Genomic DNA, 22779 nt, shown 5'->3' on the forward strand with positions numbered 1-22779 from the left:
CCCCTGGACCCGAATGCTTAACTGATAAGCGGATTTCCGCTCATTGAGCGGCGCTGGCTGGCAAAAAACCGCTCATTCGCGCTCGAGAAAATCCTCACGCGCCAACCCATGCCGCTGCATCTTCTCGTTCAGGGTACGACGCGGCAGTTGCAGGGCTTCCATCACCCCCTTGATCTCGCCCTTGTGCTGGCGCAGGGCGGCGCGCAGGCACTGGGCCTCGAACGCCTCCACTTGCTCACCCAGCGACTGCCCTGTGTGCGTCACTTCGATGCTCGCCGAACCCAGCCCCAGCGCATGCCGCTCCGCGGCATTGGCCAGCTCGCGCACGTTGCCCGGCCAGTCATGCCCCAGCAGTTGCGCCAGTTGCGCCCCGGACAGCGCGGGTGCCTCGCGGCCCAGGCGCTCGGCGGCGGTGCGGGCGAAATGCTCGAACAGCAGGGGGATGTCTTCGCGCCGCTCGCGCAGTGGCGCCAAGCGCAGCTCGGCGACGTTCAAGCGGTACGCCAGGTCTTCGCGAAAGCGCCCGGCGCGGGCCTCTTCGAGCAGGTCGGGCTTGGTCGCGGCGATGATCCGCAAATCGACGCTGATGCTCTGGTTGGCACCGAGGCGCTCGAGCTTCTGCTCCTGGATCACCCGCAGCAGCTTGGCCTGTTGGGCCAGCGGCATGCTTTCGATTTCATCGAGGAACACCGTGCCGCCGTTGGCGTACTCCAACTTGCCGATGCGCTTGCCCTGGGCGCCGGTGAACGCGCCGCTCTCGTGACCGAACAGCTCGGCCTCGAACAGCGTCTCGGGGATCGCCGCGCAGTTCAGGGCGACGAAGGGCTTGTCGGCGCGCGGGCCAAAATCGTGCAGGCAGCGCGCCACGCGCTCCTTGCCGCTGCCGGTTTCACCGCGGATCAACACGTTGACCGGTAGCCCCGCCAGCTCCAGCACCTGGCGGCGCAGCTGTTGCAGGCCCTGGGACATGCCCAGCAGGGTGGTCTCCAGGCGCGCCTTGAGGTCGGCCTGCTGGTGCAGGCGGCGGTTCTCCAGCACCAGCTGGCGCTTGTCCAGCGCACGGCGCAGGCTGCCCAACAGGTTCTGCGGGGTGAAGGGTTTTTCCAGGAAGTCGTAGACGCCGCTGCGCATGGCCTCCACCGCCATAGGCACGTCGCCGTGGCCGGTGAGCAGGATCACCGGCAGGTCGGGGTCGTCGCCCAGCAACCGTTCGAGCAGTTGCAGCCCGCCCATGCCGGGCATGCGCACGTCGCTGATGACCACGCCGGGGAAATGTGGCGGCAGTTGCGCCAGGCAGTCCTCGGCACGGGCGAACAGTTGCACGCTGAAACCGGACAGGCTCAGCCATTGCTCCACCGCAGTGCGGATGCTCGCTTCATCGTCGACGACGATCACTGAATTCAACATACAGGCTCCAGGTCGCGGGGCAGTGTAAGGCTCAGGCGTGCGCCGCCGGCCAGGTTCTCGACCTGCAGTTGGCCGCCGGCATCGGCGACGATGCCATAGGAAATCGCCAACCCCAGGCCCAGCCCTTCACCCACCGGTTTGGTGGTGAAGAACGGGTCGAAGATGCGCGGCAGGTCGCTTTCGGGGATGCCGCCGCCGGAGTCGAGCACACTCAGGCGCCAGTGCGCGCCCTCGGCTTCGATGCGGATCTCCAGGCGTTTGTAGCGCTTGTCGGCCATGGCGTCGAGGGCGTTGCGCAACAGGTTGATCAGCACCTGCTCCAGGCGGATCGCGTCGCCGCGCACCCAGGCGGGGCGTGCCAGGTACAGCGCCACCTCGACCTCCTCGGCGTGGATGCGCGTGTCGAGCAGGTGCAGGGCCTGGTCGACCACGGTGGCCAGGTCCAGGCGCTCGCGCAGCCCGCCGGGGCTGTTGCGGGCGAAGGTCTTGAGGTGGCCGGTCAATGCGGCCATGCGCGCGAGCATCTGCTCCAGCGGCTCCAGGGCCTGGCGGGCTTGATCGTAGCGGCCGTGGTCGAGCAACAGGCGCAGGGTTTCCAGCTGCATGCGCTGGGTGGTCAGCGGCTGGTTGATTTCATGGGCCAGCGCTGCGGACATCTGCCCCAGGGCCGCCAGCTTGGCCGACTGCACCAGGCCCTCCTGGGCGGTGCGCAGTTCACGGGTGCGCTCTTCGACCAGGCGTGTGAGCTCCTCGCGGCTGCGCTGGCGCAAGCGGGCCAGGCGCAGGCGTTGGCTGACGAACAGGATGGCGAACACAAGGCTCAGCCACACGGCCGCAGCGCCCAGCGCGGCGTCGCGACCGTCCTGGGCGACCTGGGGTTTGCGCAGCAGGTGCAGGGTCCAGCCTTCGGTGGCCAGCGGCAGGCTTTCCCAGAGGTATTCGCCCGTGCCTTCCGGGCCCTGCACGCGGGTGAGCCGGCTGTGTTCGTCGAAACGCACCAGGGTCTGGTGCTGCAAGGGCACCAGCGGTTGCTTATCGTACTGGCGCGTCTCGGCCAGCTCGGCGCGGTCGGCGGCGCTCAGCGGTTGCAGTTCGCGGTAGCGCCAGCCGTCCTGGTTGGCGATGAAGATGATGCCGCGCGCATCGCTGACCAGCAGGGTGTCGCTGCCCTGGCGCCATTCGCGTTCCAGTTCGGGGAACTCCAGCTTGACCACCATGGCGCCGAGGAAGCGGCCGTGTTCGTCGTTGACCGCGCTGGAGAGGAAGTAGCCCGGCACGCCGCTGGTCACGCCGACGGCGTAGAAACGGCCGCTGCCTTGGCTGCGGGTTTGCTTGAAGTAGGGGCGAAAGCCGTAGTTGGAGCCGACGTAGGTGGTCGGCAGGCGCCAGTTGCTGGCCGCCACGGCGAGGCCGGTGCGGTCTAGCAGTTCCAGGGTGGAGGAGTTGGCGGCGCCGTTGATGCGTTCGAGCTTGTGGTTCAGGGCGTCCTGCACCGGTTCGCTGACCGGGCCGCGCAGGGCGTCGATCAGTTCAGGGTCCAGCGCCAGCACGGCGGGCAGGGCGCGGTAGCGTTCGATCAGGGTGTGCAGGGCGTTGGCGTACAGGGCCAGCTGTTCGCTGGCGCGGCGCGCATCGGTCTGCATCGCCTGGCGCTTGGCGTGGTGCATGGCCCAGCCGGCGCTGAGCGCGGTGCCGGCCAGGATCAGCAGGACGATCAGCCCCAGGCGCAGGGCGCGGAAGGTGACGCTCATGGGGCGGGTCCTGGGGGTGAGCTGTGGGAGGTTGGTTTTCGGGGGCGGCCCTATCGCGGGGCCTCAGCGCCTACAGGTACCGCGCAGCCTGTAGGCGCGGGCTTGCCCCGCGATAGGGCGCGATGCCTCAGCGCAATTCGAAGCTCTGCTGCTGCACCGTTTGCGAGTCGAGCCCGACCTGCACATTGAACTGCCCAGGCTCGGCCACGCGTTGCAGCTGGCCATTGTAGAACTTCAGGTCATCCTCGCTGATGCGGAAGTTCAAGGTCCGTGCTTCGCCGGCCTTGAGCATCAGCTTCTGGAAGTGCTTCAGCTCCTTCACCGGGCGGATCATCGAGCCGCTGACGTCCTGCACATACAGCTGCACCACGGTTTCGCCGTCGACCTTGCCGGTATTCTTCACCGTCACCTTGGCGTCGAGGCTGTCGCCGCGCTTGAGGTCCTGCTGCGACAGGCTCAGGCCCGACAGCTCGAAGTGGGTGTAGCTCAGGCCGTAGCCGAACGGGTACAGCGGGCCGTTGGGCTCCTCGAAGTACTGCGAGGTGTAGTTGCCCGGCTTGCCAGGGGTGAACGGGCGACCGATGTTCAGGTGGTTGTAGTACATCGGGATCTGCCCGACCGAGCGCGGGAAGGTGATGGCCAGCTTGCCGGAAGGGTTGTAGTCGCCGAACAGCACGTCGGCGATGGCGTTGCCGCCCTCGGTGCCGCTGAACCAGGTTTCCAGGATGGCGTCGGCCTGCTCGCGCTCCCAGCCGATCGACAGTGGCCGGCCATTCATCAGCACCAGCACCAGCGGCTTGCCGGTGGCCTTGAGTGCCTTGATCAGGTCGCGTTGCACCGCCGGGATCTCCAGGGTGGTGCGGCTCGACGATTCGTGGGACATGCCGCGCGATTCACCGACCACCGCCACCACCACGTCGGACTGCTGGGCAGCCTTGACCGCTTCGTCGATCAGTACCGCGGCCGGGCGAGGGTCGTCGATGATTTCCGGAGCAGCGAAGTTGAGGAAGTTCAGGTAGTCGAAGATCGCCTTGTCGCCGGTGATGTTCGAGCCCTTGGCGTAGAGCACCTTGGCCTTGCCTTCGAGGGCACGCGCCAGGCCTTCGCGCACGGTCACCGAGTGCTCCGGACGGCCGTCGGCGGCCCAACTGCCCATCATGTCGATCGGTGCATCGGCCAGCGGGCCGACCAGGGCGAGGGTGCCGGCCTTCTTCAGTGGCAGGGTCTGCGCGCGGTTTTCCAGCAGCACCAGGCTGCGGCGTGCCACGTCGCGGGCGGCGTCGCGGTGCAGGCGGTCGTTGCCGTAGTAGTCCTTGAGGTCGTCCTCGGCCTTGCTGATGCGCACGTAGGGGTTCTTGAACAAGCCCATGTCGTACTTGGCGCCGAGCACTTCGCGCACGGCCTGGTCCAGTTCGGCCTGGGTCACTTCACCCGACTTGAGCAGCCCCGGCAGCTCCTGGCCGTAGAGGGTGTCGTTCATGCTCATGTCGATGCCGGCCTTGATCGCCAGCTTCGCCGCCTCGCGGCCATCGCGGGCCACGCCGTGCTTGATCAGCTCCTGGATGGCGCCATGGTCGCTGATGGTCACGCCCTTGAAGCCCCACTCCCCGCGCAGCAGGTCGTTCATCAACCAGGTGTTGGAGGTGGCGGGCACGCCGTTGATCGAGTTCAGCGCCACCATCACCCCGCCGGCACCGGCGTCTAGGGCGGCGCGGTAGGGCGGCAGGTAGTCGTTGTACATCTTCGGCAGGCTCATATCGACCGTGTTGTAGTCGCGTCCGCCTTCCACCGCGCCGTACAGGGCGAAGTGCTTAACGATGGCCATGATGCTGTCGGGGTTGGCAGGGCTCGTGCCCTGGAACGACTTGACCATCACCTGGCCGATCTTCGAGGTCAGGTAGGTGTCTTCGCCGAAGCCTTCGCTGGTGCGGCCCCAGCGTGGGTCGCGGGCGACGTCGACCATCGGCGCGAAGGTCATGTCCAGGGCGTCGGCCGAGGCTTCGATGGCCGAGGTGCGGCCGACCTTGGCGATGGCGTCCATGTCCCAGGTCGCGGCCAGGCCCAGGCTGATCGGGAAGATGGTGCGCTCGCCGTGGATCGTGTCGTAGGCGAAGAACATCGGGATCTTCAGGCGGCTGCGCATGGCGGCGTCCTGCATCGGCCGGTTCTCGGGGGCGGTGCGCGAGTTGAAGGTACCGCCGATGCGACCGGCGGCGATCTCTTCACGGATCTTCTCGCGAGACATTTCCGGGCTGATGCTGATCAGGCGCAACTGGCCGATCTTCTCGTCGACGGTCATCTGGCTGATGAGGTGGTCGATGAATGCCCGCTTGTCTTGCAGGGGCGGTGCGGAGGTGGCGGCCACGGCCGCCTGACTGGCGAGGCCCATGGCCAGGCCCAGCAAGGACAGTTTCATCATCAATTCCGTTGTCGAGTGGTACGCTCGCGGCCGATTTTTCGGACGACTGTTGTTGTCAAGGCCGCTGGTGGTGTAACGGGTCGCTCCCCCATCCTCCTGCGGCAGCCGCGGATTATGCCTTATAAGTGGGGGTCGATGAGATACACTCCCGCCAACCGCGTGCCGGGCCAACAACTATAAGAACGATCGAGAGACCGAAGGCATGACCCTTCTCAATGAATACGAACAGCGCCAGGTCGCCGAGGCGATCGCCCGCGCGGAACGGCGTACCGACGTGGAACTGGTGACCGTGCTGGCGCGTCGGGCCGACGACTATGCCTACCTGCCGCTGCTGTGGGCCGTGTTGCTGGCGCTGGCGCTCCCTGGCCTGGTGCAACTGTCGCTGGGCTGGCCGGGGTTGCGTGGGCTGCTGGTGGCCCAGATGCTGACCTTCATCGCCTTCTGCCTGTTGCTGCGCAACCCGCGCCTGGCCGGTTGGCTGGTGCCACGGGTGTTGCGCCAGCGCCGTGCCGCGCAGTTGGCGCGCCAGCAGTTCCGCGAGCAGCACCTGCAGCGCACCGAGGGCGCCACGGGGGTGTTGATCTTCGTCAGCGAGGCCGAGTGCTACGTGACCATCCTGGCCGACGAGGGCATTGCCCGGCACCTGGACGAGCGCACCCGCGCCGAACTGGTGGCGCGGTTTACGGCCAAGGTCAGCGAGGGGCGCACGTTGCAAGGGTTCGTCGAATGCATCGATGCCTGCGGCGAGCTGCTCAGCCAGGATGTGCCGCCGACAGCGCGGCGCAACCAGTTGCCGAACCGGTTGGTGATCCTGGATTGAGGGTGGCTGTGCGGGCCCTGTCGCGGGGCAAGCCCGCTCCCACAGGTACCGAGCTGCTCTCCGGAGCGACGCTGGGAGTGGGCTTGCCGCGATAGGGCCGACACAGCCACCCCTTCCTCAAACCCTGTAGAATGCCGGCCATTGCGCACTTCGAGGCATCCCGTTCCATGTCCGCCACCCCCTCCACCCCAGACGCCCGCAGCCAGTTCCTGGCCCTGCTGAGCGACGCCCTGCACGCCGATACCCTGGTCAAACTGGTGCTGGCGCGCCACGTCGGCGCCGACCAGACCCTGCAACGGATCATCGCCAAGCCCGTGCAGGTCAAGGGTCAGCGTTGCCTGTCGCTGGTCTACCGCCATCAGACCCGCGACATCACCCGCAATCTGCCGCTGGACCAGGCCCAGGCGCTGGTCGCCGAGCTGCTGCCGGAAAGTTTCCGCAACGCCCACCTGTTCACCGCCGAAGGCGAGGTGCAGCTGAGCTTCAGCAAGAAGGGCAAGCCCCTGCTGCAACACCACACCGCCCAGCCCCCGCGTGAAGCGTCGGCATCCGCGCACGACCGTGAGAAGAAGCGCTACCTGCAACAGTCGCGGCCCTTCCTGCGCGACCTTGGCGTGACCGATGCGCAGGGCGCGCTGATCCCGTCGATGTCGCGCAAGTGGAAGCAGATCAACAAGTTCATCGAGGTCTTCGACCACGCCCTGAGCAGCGCGCCGCTGGGCGCCGAGCAGCCGCTACGGGTCGCCGACTTCGGCTCGGGCAAGGGTTACCTGACCTTCGCCATGCACGACTACCTGTGCGACACCCTGGGGCGCGAGGCCCAGGTTACCGGCGTCGAATTGCGTCCGGACATGGTCGAGCTGTGCAACGCCGCCGCTGCGCGCCTTGATCACCCTGGCCTGGTGTTCCAGTGCGGCGACGTGCGCAGCGTGGTGCCCGAGGCCATCGAGGTGATGATCGCCCTGCACGCGTGCGACATCGCCACCGACTATGCCATCCACACCGGCATCCGCTGCGGCGCCTCGATCATCATGTGCTCGCCGTGCTGCCACAAGCAGATCCGCCCGCAACTGCACAGCCCAGGGCTGCTTCAGCCGATGCTGCAATACGGCCTGCACCTGGGCCAGCAGGCCGAGATGCTGACCGACAGCCTGCGCGCGCTGTACCTGGAGGCCTGTGGCTACGAAACCAAGGTGTTCGAGTTCATCTCCCTGGAGCACACCAACAAGAACAAGATGATTCTTGCGGTCAAGCGCCGGCAGGCGGGGGATAACGCCGCGCTGCTGGCAAAGATCGGCGAGCTCAAAGCGTTCTATGGGGTCAAGGAGCACTGCCTGGAGACGCTGCTGCGGGCGGATGGGTTGATTCCCGGTTGATGGGCGCCGGGGCCGTTGTGCGGCCCTTTCGCGGGGCAAGCCCGCTCCCACAGGTACCCGCTGTTCTCACGCTCGGCGGGCACTTGTGGGGGGCTTGCCCCGCGATGCGTTGGCTCAGAAGAAGCGCGTCACGCTGACCTTGGCATTGCGCCCCTGGGTGTAGGCGTTCTCCCCCGACAGCTCCGGACGCACCGCCTTGTTGAACAGGTTGTCCACGGTGAAATTGACCTCGGTGCCCTTCAGGTAGGCCTGCTGCGGCTTCCAGTTGGCGAACAGACCGTGGATCTGGTAGCGGTCGTTGGCGTACTGGTCATAGTAGCGGTCGCCGAGCACGCTGGCCGGGCCTTCGTAGTACTTGTCGCTGGGCAGGCGGTCGGTTTGGCGCACGAACTGCGCGGTCCAGCCGATGCGCGCATCCCACGCCGGGATCTTCACGCCCAGGGTGGTGATCCACTTCGGCGCCGGGATGTCCTTGGCCCACACGTCCGGGCCCCACGGGTTGGTGTAGGCGCCCTGGTGACGGCCGGTGATCCATGAGAACGACGCCGAACCGAACAGGTAGGTGGAGTCGTAGAAGCTCTCGATTTCGAAGCCCTTGATCACCACGTCGCCGATATTGCGGTAGTTGGACATCAAGCCGTTGCCGCAGGTGTTGGCGATGGTGCCGCCGGTGACCAACTGCTGCGGGCAGCCGATGCCGGTGGCCTTGAAGATCTCGTCCTCGATGTGGTTGCGAAACAGCGTGGTGCGCACCTGGGCGCTGTCGTCGTGCAACAGCACGTTGTCGAAGTCGAACACGCTGCCCACGCGCAGGGCGGTGATGCGCTCCGGGTCGAGGTCGCGGCTGGTGGCGGTGCGGCTGCCGCTGCCTTGCACCTCGTACTGTTCATCCAGCACCGGGGCGCGCCAGGTCTTGCTGTAGTCGGCGAACAGCGCGGTTTGCGGGGTGACCTTCCAGAACACCGACAGGCGCGGCGACCAACCTGTGTAGGTCTTGTCGCTGTAGTCGTGGCCGGCGGCCGGGTTGTCGTACAGCGGCGCGTCGTTGGGCTTGCCTTCGTTGGTCACGTGGTCGTAGCGCAGCGACGGGGTGATGGTCACATCGCCAATCGTCACCGCGTCCTGCAAGTAATAACCCTGGCTTTCGACCTTGCCGCTGGGCATGAAGTACGGCTGGTAATGGCCGTAGTTGTACCTGGGCACCTCGTAGATGCCGCCGGGCATCCACATCTGCGTGTCGCGGTCGTGGCGGCGCACCTGCACGCCGGCGGTCAGGGCGTGCTCCAGCGGGCCGGTCTCGAACAGGCTGGTGTTGGTGACCGCGAGCATGCGGTCCTGGTACTCGGTGTCCATCTTGCGTCCGCCCGTGGCCGGCTGGAAGAACGCCGTGGCCTCGCGTTCGTCGGTCTGTTTGGTGTCGGACTCGGAGTACTTCACCTCCAGGTCCACCAGGCGATTGTCGATTGGCTGGTACTTGTAGGTGGTCGACCAGGTGGTGTCGACGGTCCGGCGGTTGGCCAGGAAGCGCTTGAGCGCGCCTTCGTAACCGTATTTCTTGATGTCCGCGGCGGTCGGCGGCGTGGGGTAGGCGGTGGACGAGAACGGCGTCCAGCGCTCGCTTTCGGAGCGCGACCAGGACAAGCCCAGGCTGTGTTCTTCGTTGAAGTGCACGTTGCCCTTGAGCAGTGCGCCATCCAGGTCCAGGGCGCTGTAGGGCAGGCGCGTGGGGTTGATCGGGTACTGGCCGTTGGGGTCGGGCAGGTTGCTGGCCAGCTTGATATTGCCGCCGTCACGCTTGGTCAGGTAGGCCAGCCCGTCGAAGCGCCCATCGTCGCTGCGGCCGAACAGCGCCGAGCTGTAGACCTGCTGGTGGTCGTTGCTGCCATAGCCGTACTTGAGCATGGCGCCGCTGTTGCGGCCTTCCTGGAGCAGGTCGGTGGCGTCCTTGGTGGTCATGTTGACGCTGCCGCCGAAGCCGCCGTTGCCGGTCTTCACCGAGTGCGGGCCTTTCTCCACCTCGATGTGCTTGATCAGCTCGGGCTCGATGAAAATGGTGCCTTGCTGGTAGCGCTCGAAGCCGCTCTTGGTGGCGCCGTCGACGGTCATCGGCACGTCTTCGGCGTCGCCCAGGCCCCAGATGTTGATGGTTTGCCCGCCGGGCTTGGCCGAACCGCCCATGTTGACCCCGGGCAGGGTGGCGAGCACGCTGGGAATGTTGCTGGGCTGGTAGCGGTCGATCTGCTCCTGGTTCAGGGTCGAACGGCCGACGTTGCCTGGGTCGACCTGCTGGCCGTCGCCGACGATGCTCAGTGCGCCGAGCTGGATGCTGTTGTCGGTGGCGGGTTGTTCGTCGTTCAGGCGCACCACGAAGGTATTGCCCATGCGCACCACGCTGAAGCGGCTGCCCGCCAGCAGCCGGGCGATGGCCTCCTGGGCCTCGAAGGCGCCATGCAGGGGCGGGGCCTGGGTGTCACGCAGCACGGCTTCGTCGAACAGCAGCTGTACCTTGGCCTGCTGGGCCAGTTGGCTCAGCGAATGGGCCAGGGGCTGGGCGGGCAGGTCGAACTGCAGCGGCGCGGCTTGGGCGGCCAGGCTCATGGCCAGGCACAGGGCCAGCAGGGTTGGGCGGGTGGGCAAGGATTTCAACGGACGCAGCGCGGACAACATGGATTCCCCCAATCGGCAAAAGGCCGGAAAAAACCCGCCATTCATGCGGCAGGCGGGGAGGAAGACGCCGCGTTGCGAAAAACCCTCACCTGCGAATGATAAAAATTCTCAAAATTATTTTGCCCGGTGATCGATGCGCAGGCGGCCATCGCCGAGCAGCGTGGTTTTCACCGGCAGCAGGGCGGGCAGGGCGTTGAGCAGGGCGTCGGGGTCGTGCACGTCGAGGTTGCCCGAGACCTTGTAGCGGCCCAGGTTGGGGTCGGCGAGCAGCACCGCCTGCTGGCGGTACAGGCTCATTTCGTCGATCAGGCTGGCCAGCTCGCGGTTGCGGAAGCTCACGTGGCCGTCGCGCCAGTCGGCAATCGGCTGGCCGCCCAGGTCCTGCCGGGTCAGGGTGCCGCGCGCCGGCTCGTAGGTCGCGCGCTGGCCTGCGCCCAGCAATGCGGGGGGCTGGTGTTCGCCCTGTGGCGCGAAGGCGACCAGGCCATGGGCGACGCTGACCACCAGCTCGCGCTCGCCACGGCGCAGGTCGAAGCCGGTGCCGACCACCCGCACCCGGGCACTGCCGGCGTCGATGTACAGCGGGCGCTCCTTGTCGGGCGCCACGTCGATGTACAACTGGCCGCGATCGAGCTGGATCAGCCGTTGCTCGGCGGTGAAGTCCAGGCGCAGTTGGGTCTGGGCGTTGACGTACAGCTGGCTGCCATCGGGCAGTTGCAGGGTGCGCAGGGTGGGGCTGGCAGCCAGGTGTTCCTGGAACGCTTCGCTACCGCTGCCCAGGTTGCCCGCCAGCACTGCGCACACCAGCGCCGCCGCCACCGCCAGGGCCGGGCGCCAGTACGGTGCTCGGCGCGCCACCGGCAGCGGCACCGGCTGGCTGGCCTGCTTGAGTGCGGCCAGGTCGTCCCACAGCTGTTCGAACTGACGGTAGGCGCGGGCATGCTCCGGCGTCTGCACCCACTGGGCAAACGCCCTGCGCGCCTCGCGTGAGGGGTTGTTGCGGTTGCGCGTGAACCAGCTCGCGGCCTGGGCGTCGATCGGGCGTTGCTCGAGGTCGTCGTCGATGGGGGTCATTCTGGCCGCTCCCTGCCATTGTCACTGTCCAGCCGTTGCTTGCACTGCAGCAGGGCGGCGGCGATGTGCTTTTCGACCATGCTGATGGAAATGTTCATGCGTTCGGCGATCTGCGCCTGGGTCAGGCCTTCGAAGCGGTGCAGCATAAGGGCTTCTCGGCGCCGCGGCGAGAGTTCGGCAAGCACTTGGCGCAATTGGCCCAGGCGCTGCTCGCGCTGGGCGTGGTGGAGCGGGTCGTTGTCGGCCTCGAGCGCGTCGTCGGCGCTGGCCTCGTCGGTGAACGCCGCATGGCGCACCTTCTGCCGGCGCCAGTGGTCGCTGAGCAGGTTGCGTGCCACCTGGAACAGGAACGCCCGCGGCTGCTCGACCTTGGCGCGGTCGCGGTAGCCCAGCCACTGGGTGAACACGTCCTGGGTCATGTCGGCGGCATCGCTGGCGTTGTCCATGCGCTTGCGCAGGAAATGCAGGATGTCGGCGTAGAAACCGCGGCAGGTGTCCTGGGTGGCAGGGTCGGGCTTTAGGCGCTGCATGCACGCTTTCCGGGGCTGGCCTGGGGAGGAAAGGGTGCGGATCTTATCGAGAATTATTTACATTTGCCATGTTTCGTTTGTAACGATTCAGCGACGGCGACTGTGTTCCGGGGGGACGGCGATAGTCAATGCCGGGTGCGCCAGTGGATGGCTGGTGGCGTCGAAAAAATGCAGCGAAGTGCTTTTAAGGTCGGCGAAACGCTGGGTGAAGTGTTGTTTTTGGTTGATGATCGAGGCTTCGCTCAGCGGTCGTATGGCGATCGCCAGATGTGCCGGACGGGCGTGGCGAATGGCGTCGAGCAGGTGCTCGTCGCTGGCATCCAGGTGCTGCCCGAAAAGGCACAGGCCCTGGTGTTCCGTGGCCAGTTGCCCCAGGCACCAGCCCAGGTAATCCGAGGCGCGAATGGCGCGCAATTTATGCTCGCTGCGGCCCTCGTTGATGAACAACGGCACCTCGCCGGGAATGTTCACGGCAAAGCCATCCAGCAGCTCGGCGCCCTGCGCGCTGCGCTGGCGCGTGCTGCCATCGGGCAGCTTGAGCAGGTGCAGGCCGCCATGCAGGTGCATCACCCGGGTGCCTTGCGCGGCGGTGCGGCGCACGTCGAAGAAGCCTTCGTCGTCGAACAGGCGGGCGAAGCCCTCGGGCTGTGTGCCCATCGCCCAGGGCAGGATCAAGTCGTAGTTGCTGGTATAGACGCGGCGGAACTGGCGCAGCGCCTGGTTGATCGAGGCCAGGGTGGGCGCTGGCAGCAAGGCGTGGGGCAGGTGCACGGCGCGCACGGCGTGGATCAACGCTTCCTTGATCGAGTAGTAGCGGTTCAGCGGCGCGGTCGAGTTGATGGCCAGCGCGGCGTTGGCCCGCACCGTGGTGTTGAGGGTGCTCAGCACCGGCTCGAACAATTCCGTGCCCAGGGCCTTGAACAGCGCCTGGTCGCTGACCCCCAGGGCGCGATGGCGCACCCGCGTGGCCTCCTCGAACAGCGAGAAGTAGCCGAACGGCTTCCACAGCGCGCGGCTGGCGCCGTTGCCCAGCAGCAGCGCGTGGCAGGGGTGGCGGTCGTGCAGGTCGGGCCAGGCGGCCAGTTGGGTATCGAGAGCGGGCATCGGGGTTCCCTGAGGCATGGCGAAAAACGGCGTGGCGAAAAACGCGGGGACTTTAGCATGTCATGCAAACGTGCGACGCTTGCCCGTCCAAGGAAATGCACCCCTGTTGCACCTGCCCTTGTAGTCGCGGGCGAGCCCGCGCCTACAAGGGCAGGTGCAGGGACCACTGTGAAAGGAACGATCCATGCGCACACCCTTCATCCAGGCCTTGGGCCTGGCGGCTTTGCTCTCCACTTTCAGCGCCGGCGCCAGCGAGGCCCCGGCCCTTCTGGCCAAGGCTCAAGGCATCCCGCACCCGGCAGTGATCGCCCATCGCGGCGCCTCCTACGATGCGCCGGAATCCACCACTGCGGCCTATCTGCTGGCCCGCGAACTGGGCGCCGACTACCTGGAACTCGACCTGCAACGCACCCGCGACGGCGTGCTGGTGGTGGTGCACGACGACGTGCTGGCCCGCACCAGCGATGTCGCCGAGCGCTTCCCCGAGCGCAAGGCCAGCCCGGTCAGCGCCTTCACCCTGGCCGAGCTCAAGTCGCTGGACGCCGGCAGTTGGTTCAACAAGGCCTACCCGGCACGGGCCCGCGACAGCTTCAGCAACCTGCGCATCCTGACCCTGGACGAGGTGATCGACATCGCCGAAGGCGACCCGCAGCGCCATCCGGGGTTGTACATCGAGACCAAGGAGCCGCATCAGTTTCCCGGTATCGAGCAGCAGCTCAAGGAGCGCCTCCAGGCGCGCGGCTGGCTCGACAAGCCGGGCCGGGTGATCCTGCAGACCTTCGACCGCAACAGCCTGGCGCTGCTGCACGAAGCGATGCCCAAGGTGCCGAAGATTCTCTTGCTGTGGATTGGCAAGGGCAGCATCGAGCCGGCTTCGGGCAAGGACTTCGCCGACTCCGGCGAGCATGACAAGGCCGCGTTCTACGCCCGCCAGCAGCCGAAGTCGCAGGCCGAGTTCGAGCGCTGGCTCGACTACGCCAAGCAAGGCGGGGCCATCGGCACCGGGCCGTCGGCGGTGCGCAGCAACCTGGGCGAACAGAGCTACGCCGACCTGATCCAGCCATGGATGAACCAGGCCAGCCATGAGCGGGGTTTGCTGGTGCACGTGTACACCCTTGATGACGCGGTGGACTTCGACAAGGCCATGCGGGCGGGGGTGGATGGCATCTTCACCAACCGTGCCGGGGAGTTGTTGCGTTTCTATAAGCGCCCTGCAGGGGAGCCTGAGGCGCAATTGCTGAAGAAGCTGGGGTATTGAGAGGGTTGGGGCCGCGTTGCGGCCCTTTCACGGGGCAAGCCCGCTCTTACAGGCCCTCTGCTGAATCCGAAGGCGGTGGGGCATCTGTGTGGGGCTTGCCCCGCGATGGCGTCGGCTCAGACGATGCCCCTGCCCCTCGGCTGCGATTACGCCACACCCGATACGCCCGTATCCCCGCCCGCACCGAGCCGAACAGCAACTTCTCCTCCATTTCCCGTGCCATCCCCGAGCGCACCAGCATGCGCAGGAAGGTGCCGCGAGCGCGGGCGATGGCGAAGTGGATGCCCTGGGCGGCGAGGGTATCGCGCACCTCGCGCAGTGCGGCGACGCCGCTGACGTCGATGCTGGTCACCGCCTCGGCGTCGAACAGCACGGCCTGGGGCTTGGCCTCGCGCTGCACGGCCTCGAGCAGGCGCATCTTGAAGTAGTCGGCGTTGAAGAACAGGATCGCGTCGTCGAAGCGGTACACCACCAGGCCCGGCACCGTGCGGGCGTCCTGGTGCTGGCGGATGTCGACCTGGCCTTCGATGCCAGGGACCCAGCCGAGCACGGCGTCGGTGGGTTGGTAGATGCTGTAGAGCAGGCGCAGGATCGCCAGGGTCACGGCGAAGACGATGCCCGGCAACACGCCCAGGCCGAGCACGCCGACGGTGGTCAGCAGGCACAGCCAGAACTCGAAGCGGCTCAGGCGCCGGATCTTGCCCAGCGACTTCACGTCGATCAGCCCCCAGCCGGCCATCAGCAGCACTGCGCCCAGCGCGGCCTGGGGAATCCACGCCATGGGCGCGGTGAAGAACAGTAATATCAGCGCGATCACCAGCGCAGCGATGATGCCCACCAGCTGGCTCTTGCCCCCGACCATGTCGTTGACCGCAGTGCGCGAATCCGCACCGCTGATGGCGAAGCCCTGGGACACACCGGCGGCCAGGTTGCTCACGCCCAGGGCGACGAATTCATGATTGGCGTTGATCGCGTAGCCATGCCGGGCGGCGAAGCTGCGGGCGGTGAGCATGGCGCTGCAGAAGCTCACCGTGGCGATGCCCAGGGCGTCGCGCAGCAGGCTCTTGGTTTCAGCCAGGTTGCTCTGCGGCCAGGCCAGCTCCGGGATGCCCGCCGGCACCGGGCCGAGGATCGCCACGCCGAAGCGGTCCAGGCCGAACAGCCCGGCGAGCAGGGTGAACACCGCCACGGTCACCAGGGCGGCGGGCAGGCGTGGGTAGCGGCGGGGTAGCCAGATCAGCAGCGCCAGCCCCGCCAGGCCGATGGCCAGGGTCGGCCAGTGGGTCTCGCCCAGGCGCTGGAGGAAATCGACCAGGCTGAGGATGAAGCCGTCGCCTTCGATCTTGAACCCCACCACCTTCGACAGCTGCCCGGCGATCAGGCTCAGGCCGATGCCGTTCAAGTAGCCGATCAGGATCGGTCGCGAGAAGAAGCTGGCGATGAACCCGGCCCGCGCCACCCCGGCAGCGATCAGCATCACGCCGACCAGCACGGTGACGATCACCGACAGCTCGGCGATGCGCTGCGGGTCGCCCATGGCCAGCGGCGCCACGGCGCCGGCGATCATCGCGCAGGTGGCGGCGTCGGGGCCGACCATCAGTTGGCGCGAGCTGCCGACCAGGGCGTAGACGATCATCGGCAGCACGCAGGCGTACAGGCCGTATTGCGGGGGCAGGCCGACGATCTGCGCGTAGGCGATGGCGATGGGGATCTGGATCGCGGCCACCGACAAACCAGCCTGCAGGTCGGCGTGGAACCACTCGCGACGGTAATGCAGCAGGTTGGCCAGGCCCGGCAGCCAGCGGGAAAGAAACATGCGCAGTCCTTTGGATAATGTTTCGCGGATGCCAGGGAGGATAGGCGCTGAACGGGGCGGTTGCGCAAGCGGGATATGTGGGCCGGAACGAACACCGCAGAAACGAAAAAAGGAGCCGAGGCTCCTTGAGACGGACGCTGACGCCACCGGGACGTCACGCGGAAAAACGAGATGGAGCGGGTGATGGGAATCGAACCCACGCTAGCAGCTTGGGAAGCTGCAGTTCTACCATTGAACTACACCCGCTTCGGAGCCCGACTTTTTACCAGAACCCTCGGCCCATGAGAACCCCAGGGTGGAAAAAAAGCCTGTCGGCGGCCCGTAGCCTGCGGGTGAGGAGGGCTACAGGTCGCCGATGCGCTCAGATGGCCAGTGCATGGTGCCCCTGTACGTACGTGTAGCGTTGACGGGGCTCGCGCACGGTCGGCCTGAGGAAGCCCAGCATGGCCGAGCGGGTGGCCTCGCAGGCGCCCTTGTGCTCCATGTCGAGGAAGTGGCCAGCGTCGCGGATCACGCTGAACTGGCTCCGGCCCACGTGCCGGGCGAACTGCCGGGCATCCTCGACGGTGGTGTACTCGTCACGGTCACCGTTGATGAACAGCACCGGGATGTCGATGTTGCGTGCGCCCTTAAGTGCGCGCTCCAGGTCGTGCCCCAGCACCTGGTTGATGTGGAAGTGCATCTGCGCGTACTCGTGGCTGTCCAGGCTGCTGACATGGCGGTAGTTGAAGCGCTTGAACAGCGACGGCAGGTGCTTGCCGATGGTGTCGTTGACCAGGTTGCCGACCTGGTAGCGGTCACAGGCCGCCAGGTACTCGCAGCCGCGCTCCAGGTAGTCGCGCATCGGTTCGTTGATCACTGGCGAGAACGAGCTGACGATGGCCTTCTTCACCCGCCGTGGCTGGTGCGCCAGCGCCAGCAGCGTGCCGGCGCCGCCCCAGGAGAACGACATGACGTGGTCGGCCTGGAAGTGCTCGATCAGCTCCAGCAGGATGTGCGCCTCGGTCTCCTTGCTGATCAGGCGTTCCTGGCGGTTGTGTGGCTTAGACTTGCCGGCGTAGGGCTGGTCGTACAGCACCACGTTGAACTCAGGGTGCAGGTTGCGCACCGTCTGGGCGAACGAGGCCGTGGTGGCCAACGAGCCGTTGATCAGGATGATCGTCTTCTCGGCTGCATGTGTGCGATAGAACTCCGTGTAAACCCGGTACTGACCTTGGATATCAAGTACAGCAATTTCTGGCCTCATGTCATCGACTCCTGGCGCAAAAAGGGTATTCGCGTCACCTAGGGTGCACGTTCTTCATGACAGGTAGGCATACGCCTTGAAGTGAAACCGGGGGGCCCAGTGTCGATCCTTGGCACGCTGGTCGACGGGTGTTGTTGTGCGGGCGATTCGCCGTGCCCCAAGGTATCAAGACCTTGGGTGGCCAGCGAAAAGGCGTCTTGGACTGCGTTCGTGACTGGCAAGTCACATGCAGACCGACGATTTGGATTCAAGCAGCAGGGGCGGGATCGTGCAAGTGCCGTTCGGGGGATTGTGTAGGAAAAATCTCTGGGCTGTGGTTGGCGGGGTGTCTGGTCGGGCCCTATCGCCGGGCCCGACCAGACCACCTCAAACCGCAGCCACTTCCTCGTCCGTCAACGCCCTGAACGCCCCCGGCGCCAACGCGGGGTCAAGGCAGATACTTCCCATGCGCTCTCGGTGCAACCCCACCACCTTGTTGTCGAAATGCCCGAACATGCGCTTGACCTGGTGGTAGCGCCCCTCGACGATCGCCAGCCGTGCCCGGCGCGGCCCGAGGATGTCCAGTTGGGCGGGCAGGGTGGTGAGGTCCTCGAAGGCGAAATACAAACCTTCGCGGAAGGTCTCGACGTAATGCGCGCCGATCTCGTCCTCGGTCTCGACGTGGTAGACCTTCGGCTGCTTGGTGGTGGGCTGGGTCAGGCGCCGTGACCACTGGCCGTCATTGGTCAACAGCAGCAGGCCGGTGGTGTTGTAGTCCAGGCGCCCGGCGATGTGCAGGTCGTCGCGCAGCTCAGCGGGCAGCAGGTCGAGCACCGTCGGATGCTGCGGGTCGCGGGTGGCGCTGACGCAGCCGGCGGGCTTGTGCAACATCAGGTAGCGCGCCGGTCGGCCGGCCTGCAGCAGTTGGTCGTCGACCTCGACGCGGTTGAATTCGCGCACCTCGTGCAGCGGGTCGGCCACCACCTCGCCGTCCACCCGCACACGCCGCTGTATCAGCAGCAGGCGTACTTGCTGGCGGTTGTAGCAGGGCAGGTTGGTGAGGAAACGATCGAGGCGCATGGCGAGGTCTTGGTGGTATCAGCGAGTGGGGCGGCCGGTCTTGAGCTGTTCGTCGACCGCCGCGCAGCGCGGGCACAGGCAGGCCTTGTTGCGCAGTTCGTCGGGCAGGGCCTGGAGCAGCGCCGGGTCGATGGTCACGCCGAAGCACCAGCAGCCTTGGGTGGCGCTGCGCGGGTCGGCCAGGCCACATTGGTTGGCGGCGCCGCAGGCGGGGCAATGCTGGCTGTCGGTCATGGTCGGCTCCCAGGTGGGTGGCGGGGCGAGAGTATATCCGGCGCGGGCGGGGTTGCGGGGCTGGGGTGATGAGGCGTTTTTTTGTTTTTCTGGATTAGTCAGTCTGTTTCAATTTGTTGCGTAAACGGCACCGGACCTCGCCGTAGCGGTCTTAATCCATGTCGATCAACGTGTGCCGATCGACGCCCGCCAGCGCCGCTGCACGGGCACCCTAGCGGTCCAGGAGGCCGCCATGTCCTATCGAATGCTGCTGGTCGCCCTGCTGGGCCTGATGACTTCCGCCTGCGCGCCCTACTACGGGAGCGGGGGCTACTACCGTAGCGAGTACTACACCGCCGACCGCTACGCCTACCCGGGTTACTATCGCCAAGACCGTTACTACGTCGCGCCGCAACCGCGTTACTACTACCAGCCCGCGCCCCGCTACTACCGCCCGGCGCCTGTGCCGCACTACCGGCCATACCCATCGCCGGGGGTGAACCAGTGGCACGGCAACCCGCGCAACGACTATGGCAACCGGCACCGGTATGACTATGGGCGTGACCGTGACCGGCATGACTATCGCCAGGACCGGCGGGGTTGGGACGATCGGCGGCACTCCAATGGGCGAGGGGATCGGGATCGTCGCTGGCAGCGGTGATCGTGGGTGCCGTTGAGGGCCCTCGATTTCACCCCAGATCCGCCAGCGGATGCCGCCCTTCCCACACCTTGCTGAAATGCGCCTCCACCACCGCCGCGGACACCTGTGCGACATCCGCCCAGTGCCATCGCGGCTGGTTGTCCTTGTCCAGTAGGCGCGCGCGTACACCTTCGCTGAATTCCGGGTGACGGCAGCAATTCAGGCTCATGGCGTATTCCATCTGGAATACCTGGGCCAGGGACAGGTGCCTGGCCCGGCGAATCTGTTCCCACACCAGGTGCCCGGTCAGCGGGCAGCCTTCGTGCAGGCGTTGCCCTGCCTCGGCCAGCAGCGGGTCGCGGTGCGTGCGCAACCCGCACAAGGCGCGCCACGCCGACACCGGGTCGGCCACGTCCAGCACTTCATCGATCAGCGCCCGGCGTGGCAGCCACTGAGCTTCCGGCAGTTCGCCCCAGGCGCGGTGCTGTTCGGCCTTGAGCAGGCTGTTGAGCTGCAGTGCGGTCTGCTCCTGCCAGTTGAGCTGCAGCAGTTCGTCGATCAGGTTCTCCTGTTGCCGCTCGCCCATGAAGCGGTCGGCCAGGCCCAGGTCGAGGGCGTCGCGTGCGTTGATCGGCGCGCCGGTCAGGCCGAGGAACAGCCCAAGCTTGCCGGGCAGACGGCTGAGGAACCAACTGGCGCCGACATCCGGGTACAAGCCAATGCTGACCTCCGGCATCGCCAGCCGGCTGCTGGGTGTGACGATGCGCACCCCCGCGCCCTGCAACAAGCCCATGCCGCCGCCCAGTACATGCCCGTGGCCCCAGCACAACAGCGGCTTGGGGTAGGTGTGGAGGCGATAGTCGAGCCGGTACTCGGCGGCGAAGAAGGTGGCGGCCAGCGGCGGTACACTGCCGGGGTGTTCGCGGCAGGCATTGACCAGCGCACGCACGTCCCCGCCGGCGCAGAAGGCCCTCGGGCCATTGCCGCGCAATAGCACACAAACGATGCCTGGGTCGCCGGCCCAGGCGTGCAGGCGCTCGTCGAGCACCTCGATCATCGGCAGGCTCAGGGCGTTGAGTGCCTTGGGCGCATCCAGTGTGGCGATGCCGATGCGGGCGCCGTCGGCGCCGGTGAGTACCTCGCATTGAATGCTCATGGTCTACCTCGTGCGGATCGTCGCACAAGTATGGCCTGCCTGAGCGAACGCGCCGGTCGCTGGTCGGGGCGATTGACAAGCCGGGGCGGCTTTCCTAGTGTCGCGCCACTCTGATTCAGGAAGGCCCCATGACCGACGACGATCGCATCAAGCTCGAACCCAGCTGGAAGGCCGCGCTGCGCGCCGAGTTCGACCAGCCCTACATGCGCCAGTTGCGCGAGTTCCTGCGCCAGGAATACGCGGCCGGCAAGGAGATCTATCCGCCGGGGCCGCTGATCTTCAATGCGCTCAATTCCACGCCGCTGGACAAGGTCAAGGTAGTGATCCTCGGCCAGGACCCATACCACGGCCCCGGCCAGGCCCACGGCCTGTGTTTCTCGGTGCAGCCAGGCGTGCCTACGCCGCCGTCGTTGGTGAACATCTACAAGGAGCTGCAGCGCGACCTGAACCTGCCGATTCCCAACCACGGCTACCTGCAGAGCTGGGCCGACCAGGGCGTGCTGCTGCTCAACACGACCATGACCGTGCAGCGCGGCGCCGCCGCTTCGCACGCCAAAGCCGGCTGGCAGCCGTTCACCGACCGGGTGATCCAACTGGTCAGCGAGCGCTGCGAGAACGTGGTGTTCCTGTTGTGGGGCTCGCACGCGCAGAGCAAGCAGACATTGATCGATGGTACCCGCCACCTGGTGCTCAAGTCGGTACACCCTTCGCCGTTGTCGGCCTATCGCGGGTTCTTAGGTTGTGGGCATTTCAGCCGTGCCAACGGGTTCCTGGAACAGCGTGGGCTGGCCCCTATCGACTGGGCGTTGCCGCTGCTGTAAAGCCTGTCACCTAGTATTTTTGTCAGTTTCGCGCGGTAAATCTCCGCCATACAGTGGGTTCACGGTTCGACACGCAACGGTCGAACCCCCACTGGCTGGAGGGCGCGATGACCATACTTGTTCAAAAGAAGGGCTCTAGCCATCTGCACTTGGCGAGCGCAAGGATACTGGAGCTGAAAGCTCCTCGCTTACTCGGTGTACTACCCCTCCTGGACGACGAACAAGGCGTCTACACCCGGCCTCTAGCTGCACAGGTGCAGCCATTGCGCTTCGAAGTCGATGTCTGGGACGGCTACGAGGAGGATTACCGGACGCTGATAGAGAGTGGTTTCGTCAACCCCCGTGTAGTGTTCCAGGTCGTACGCGACGGCCAGCACATTGGCCTGCCGGTCATCCGCGCAATGACCGCCGACCCCGCCGAGCTGTTCCCAGTCGAACTTCAACTGCCCGCACCGTCGCCACTACGCGATCGCGAGTTCGCCATCAGCTATGACCAGTGGATCGAGGAGATCGAGAACGGCGTCAGGTCTGCTCCAAGCCAGGTGTACTACGACCGCACCGCCCCCAACGAGAACTCGCCGTTCGGTTTATCTGGGCCTTCGCTGATCGATCGTGAGCACTTGGACGCCAATGGTGGTTTCGCTCGGTTCGAGCTGCCACGCTGGCCTGACCTCCGCCTGGAGGACCGGGTACTGCTGTTCTTCCGCCGGGAGGGGGAAGCGCCTCCTGCAACTCCGCTTATCGTCGTTGACATCGATCAGGCCAACCGCGACCTGCCGATCATCCCCTTGCTGATTGCCGAATCCCTGCTGATGAAGGGGCGCTTCGAGGTCAGTTGCCAGCTGCAGGACCGGGCGGGGAATGTCAACCGAGGCTCCAACCTGCTGGATGTCACGGTCGATCTCGTAGGCGGTGAACTGCCCCCAATCGAGCGTATCGAGCCGGACTTCGTGAGCTTCTTTGGCTGGATCAATTGCGCTTCGCTCGAACGAGCTACGCGTGAGCCCTGGCCTGACCCTGGCATCCCACGAGGTATGCGCTTCCGTGTGCCGTTGCCCTTGGAGGGCGTGAGTGTTGGTGACCCTGTGCAGCTCATTTGGCAGATGTGCCGCGATCTACACGGTGAAGATCCGATCTCCGACGCCTCACTTCTTCCGGCCGAGCCGCTGCGCGCGGATGGCCTTGTCGTCATGCCCTCTATCAACGAACTGATTGTCAAGGAGTTCGAGAAAGTGTTCCAACCCGGGGTCGATGCCTTCGAAGGCTCGGTCAGGGTGATCTACCGCGTTCGAACACAGGCGGGACCTTGGCGTCCCTCCAGCGTGGAGGTGATTAAGGTTTCGCTACAACAGCCAGGTGGCAGGGTTTGCAGTGGGCCTTGGATGACGACGTAGAAGTAACTATCACAGTTCAGGAGATTGG

18 protein-coding genes and 1 tRNA gene are annotated in these 22779 nt (G+C 66.0%); 6 read left to right on the top strand and 13 right to left on the bottom strand.

Annotation, left to right across the window (positions count from 1 at the left end; all coding sequences use genetic code 11):
- Positions 1-72: 72 nt before the first annotated feature.
- The 3 genes from P0Y43_RS10260 to bglX all read right to left on the bottom strand — a co-directional run bounded on the left by P0Y43_RS10260 (position 73) and on the right by bglX (position 5577).
- Positions 73-1407: a sigma-54-dependent transcriptional regulator gene (locus P0Y43_RS10260; protein ID WP_275637181.1), complete on the bottom strand. Its 1335-nt coding sequence runs from the start codon at positions 1405-1407 to the stop codon at positions 73-75.
- Positions 1401-3158, bottom strand: a complete 1758-nt coding sequence (locus tag P0Y43_RS10265; RefSeq protein ID WP_275637182.1) for a sensor histidine kinase — start codon at positions 3156-3158, stop codon at positions 1401-1403. The genes P0Y43_RS10260 and P0Y43_RS10265 overlap by 7 nt, the downstream gene beginning before the upstream one ends.
- A gap of 127 nt (positions 3159-3285) precedes the next feature.
- On the bottom strand, positions 3286-5577 hold the full coding sequence (bglX, locus tag P0Y43_RS10270; RefSeq protein ID WP_275637183.1) for a beta-glucosidase BglX: 2292 nt from the start codon (positions 5575-5577) through the stop codon (positions 3286-3288).
- Positions 5578-5779: 202 nt separating this feature from the next.
- Between bglX and P0Y43_RS10275 the strand changes: the two genes are divergently transcribed.
- Both P0Y43_RS10275 and P0Y43_RS10280 read left to right on the top strand, forming a co-directional pair.
- On the top strand, positions 5780-6397 hold the full coding sequence (locus tag P0Y43_RS10275; protein WP_275637184.1) for a TPM domain-containing protein: 618 nt from the start codon (positions 5780-5782) through the stop codon (positions 6395-6397).
- A gap of 167 nt (positions 6398-6564) precedes the next feature.
- Positions 6565-7773 carry a class I SAM-dependent methyltransferase gene (locus tag P0Y43_RS10280; RefSeq protein ID WP_275637185.1) on the top strand — a complete coding sequence of 403 codons (1209 nt, stop codon included), beginning with the start codon at positions 6565-6567 and terminating at the stop codon, positions 7771-7773.
- Positions 7774-7887: 114 nt separating this feature from the next.
- Here P0Y43_RS10280 and P0Y43_RS10285 read toward each other — a convergent pair whose 3' ends face one another.
- The 4 genes from P0Y43_RS10285 to P0Y43_RS10300 all read right to left on the bottom strand — a co-directional run bounded on the left by P0Y43_RS10285 (position 7888) and on the right by P0Y43_RS10300 (position 13148).
- Positions 7888-10440: a TonB-dependent receptor gene (locus P0Y43_RS10285; RefSeq protein ID WP_275637186.1), complete on the bottom strand. Its 2553-nt coding sequence runs from the start codon at positions 10438-10440 to the stop codon at positions 7888-7890.
- Positions 10441-10554: 114 nt separating this feature from the next.
- Positions 10555-11514, bottom strand: coding sequence for a FecR family protein (locus P0Y43_RS10290; RefSeq protein ID WP_275637187.1), 960 nt, complete (start codon positions 11512-11514; stop codon positions 10555-10557).
- A complete protein-coding gene (locus P0Y43_RS10295; RefSeq protein WP_275637188.1) occupies positions 11511-12044 on the bottom strand; it encodes an RNA polymerase sigma factor in 534 nt (177 codons plus the stop codon). Before P0Y43_RS10295 ends, P0Y43_RS10290 begins: the two co-directional genes overlap by 4 nt.
- Before the next feature lie 87 nt (positions 12045-12131).
- On the bottom strand, positions 12132-13148 hold the full coding sequence (locus P0Y43_RS10300) for a DUF4917 family protein (RefSeq protein WP_275637189.1): 1017 nt from the start codon (positions 13146-13148) through the stop codon (positions 12132-12134).
- A 184-nt stretch (positions 13149-13332) separates the two neighbouring features.
- Here P0Y43_RS10300 and P0Y43_RS10305 point away from each other — a divergent pair, with 184 nt between their 5' ends.
- Complete coding sequence (locus tag P0Y43_RS10305) at positions 13333-14406, top strand: glycerophosphodiester phosphodiesterase family protein (protein WP_275637190.1); 1074 nt, start codon at positions 13333-13335, stop codon at positions 14404-14406.
- Positions 14407-14452: 46 nt separating this feature from the next.
- On the opposite strand, the gene P0Y43_RS10310 is transcribed toward P0Y43_RS10305, so the two are convergent.
- The 5 genes from P0Y43_RS10310 to P0Y43_RS10330 all read right to left on the bottom strand — a co-directional run bounded on the left by P0Y43_RS10310 (position 14453) and on the right by P0Y43_RS10330 (position 18761).
- Complete coding sequence (locus P0Y43_RS10310; protein WP_275637191.1) at positions 14453-16222, bottom strand: SulP family inorganic anion transporter; 1770 nt, start codon at positions 16220-16222, stop codon at positions 14453-14455.
- 172 nt (positions 16223-16394) lie between these two features.
- Positions 16395-16468 (bottom strand) — tRNA-Gly (locus tag P0Y43_RS10315).
- Between the two features lie 115 nt (positions 16469-16583).
- Entirely contained in the window at positions 16584-17468 is an 885-nt protein-coding gene (locus P0Y43_RS10320) for an alpha/beta fold hydrolase (protein ID WP_275637192.1), read from the bottom strand.
- 366 nt (positions 17469-17834) lie between these two features.
- Positions 17835-18527 carry a pseudouridine synthase gene (locus tag P0Y43_RS10325; protein WP_275637193.1) on the bottom strand — a complete coding sequence of 231 codons (693 nt, stop codon included), beginning with the start codon at positions 18525-18527 and terminating at the stop codon, positions 17835-17837.
- An 18-nt stretch (positions 18528-18545) separates the two neighbouring features.
- Entirely contained in the window at positions 18546-18761 is a 216-nt protein-coding gene (locus P0Y43_RS10330) for a cysteine-rich CWC family protein (protein WP_275637194.1), read from the bottom strand.
- Positions 18762-18993: 232 nt separating this feature from the next.
- On the opposite strand from P0Y43_RS10330, the gene P0Y43_RS10335 reads away from it, so the two are divergent.
- Positions 18994-19401 (top strand): hypothetical protein, encoded by a 408-nt coding sequence (locus tag P0Y43_RS10335; protein WP_275637195.1) that lies wholly within the window; start codon positions 18994-18996, stop codon positions 19399-19401.
- A 28-nt stretch (positions 19402-19429) separates the two neighbouring features.
- Here the strand turns inward: P0Y43_RS10335 and P0Y43_RS10340 are convergent, their stop codons facing one another.
- Positions 19430-20536 (bottom strand): enoyl-CoA hydratase/isomerase family protein, encoded by a 1107-nt coding sequence (locus P0Y43_RS10340; protein ID WP_275637196.1) that lies wholly within the window; start codon positions 20534-20536, stop codon positions 19430-19432.
- Between the two features lie 128 nt (positions 20537-20664).
- Between P0Y43_RS10340 and ung the strand changes: the two genes are divergently transcribed.
- On the top strand, positions 20665-21357 hold the full coding sequence (gene ung, locus P0Y43_RS10345) for a uracil-DNA glycosylase (protein ID WP_275637197.1): 693 nt from the start codon (positions 20665-20667) through the stop codon (positions 21355-21357).
- A 107-nt stretch (positions 21358-21464) separates the two neighbouring features.
- Positions 21465-22751, top strand: coding sequence for a hypothetical protein (locus P0Y43_RS10350; RefSeq protein WP_275637198.1), 1287 nt, complete (start codon positions 21465-21467; stop codon positions 22749-22751).
- Positions 22752-22779: the final 28 nt, after the last annotated feature.

The organism is Pseudomonas entomophila (assembly GCF_029193575.1).
GTDB classification, from domain to species: Bacteria; Pseudomonadota; Gammaproteobacteria; order Pseudomonadales; family Pseudomonadaceae; genus Aquipseudomonas; species Aquipseudomonas entomophila_G.

Excerpts from the sequence above, each read along its gene's own strand:
- P0Y43_RS10325 (WP_275637193.1), bottom strand. The coding sequence starts at position 18,527 with ATGCGCCTCGATCGTTTCCTCACCAACCTGCCCTGCTACAACCGCCAG.
- ung (WP_275637197.1), top strand. The coding sequence starts at position 20,665 with ATGACCGACGACGATCGCATCAAGCTCGAACCCAGCTGGAAGGCCGCG.
- P0Y43_RS10310 (WP_275637191.1), bottom strand. The coding sequence starts at position 16,222 with ATGTTTCTTTCCCGCTGGCTGCCGGGCCTGGCCAACCTGCTGCATTAC.
- P0Y43_RS10265 (WP_275637182.1), bottom strand. The coding sequence starts at position 3,158 with ATGAGCGTCACCTTCCGCGCCCTGCGCCTGGGGCTGATCGTCCTGCTG.
- P0Y43_RS10305 (WP_275637190.1), top strand. The coding sequence starts at position 13,333 with ATGCGCACACCCTTCATCCAGGCCTTGGGCCTGGCGGCTTTGCTCTCC.
- P0Y43_RS10290 (WP_275637187.1), bottom strand. The coding sequence starts at position 11,514 with ATGACCCCCATCGACGACGACCTCGAGCAACGCCCGATCGACGCCCAG.
- P0Y43_RS10350 (WP_275637198.1), top strand. The coding sequence starts at position 21,465 with ATGACCATACTTGTTCAAAAGAAGGGCTCTAGCCATCTGCACTTGGCG.
- P0Y43_RS10340 (WP_275637196.1), bottom strand. The coding sequence starts at position 20,536 with ATGAGCATTCAATGCGAGGTACTCACCGGCGCCGACGGCGCCCGCATC.
- P0Y43_RS10335 (WP_275637195.1), top strand. The coding sequence starts at position 18,994 with ATGTCCTATCGAATGCTGCTGGTCGCCCTGCTGGGCCTGATGACTTCC.
- P0Y43_RS10300 (WP_275637189.1), bottom strand. The coding sequence starts at position 13,148 with ATGCCCGCTCTCGATACCCAACTGGCCGCCTGGCCCGACCTGCACGAC.
- P0Y43_RS10295 (WP_275637188.1), bottom strand. The coding sequence starts at position 12,044 with ATGCAGCGCCTAAAGCCCGACCCTGCCACCCAGGACACCTGCCGCGGT.
- P0Y43_RS10320 (WP_275637192.1), bottom strand. The coding sequence starts at position 17,468 with ATGAGGCCAGAAATTGCTGTACTTGATATCCAAGGTCAGTACCGGGTT.
- bglX (WP_275637183.1), bottom strand. The coding sequence starts at position 5,577 with ATGATGAAACTGTCCTTGCTGGGCCTGGCCATGGGCCTCGCCAGTCAG.
- P0Y43_RS10260 (WP_275637181.1), bottom strand. The coding sequence starts at position 1,407 with ATGTTGAATTCAGTGATCGTCGTCGACGATGAAGCGAGCATCCGCACT.
- P0Y43_RS10280 (WP_275637185.1), top strand. The coding sequence starts at position 6,565 with ATGTCCGCCACCCCCTCCACCCCAGACGCCCGCAGCCAGTTCCTGGCC.
- P0Y43_RS10330 (WP_275637194.1), bottom strand. The coding sequence starts at position 18,761 with ATGACCGACAGCCAGCATTGCCCCGCCTGCGGCGCCGCCAACCAATGT.
- P0Y43_RS10275 (WP_275637184.1), top strand. The coding sequence starts at position 5,780 with ATGACCCTTCTCAATGAATACGAACAGCGCCAGGTCGCCGAGGCGATC.
- P0Y43_RS10285 (WP_275637186.1), bottom strand. The coding sequence starts at position 10,440 with ATGTTGTCCGCGCTGCGTCCGTTGAAATCCTTGCCCACCCGCCCAACC.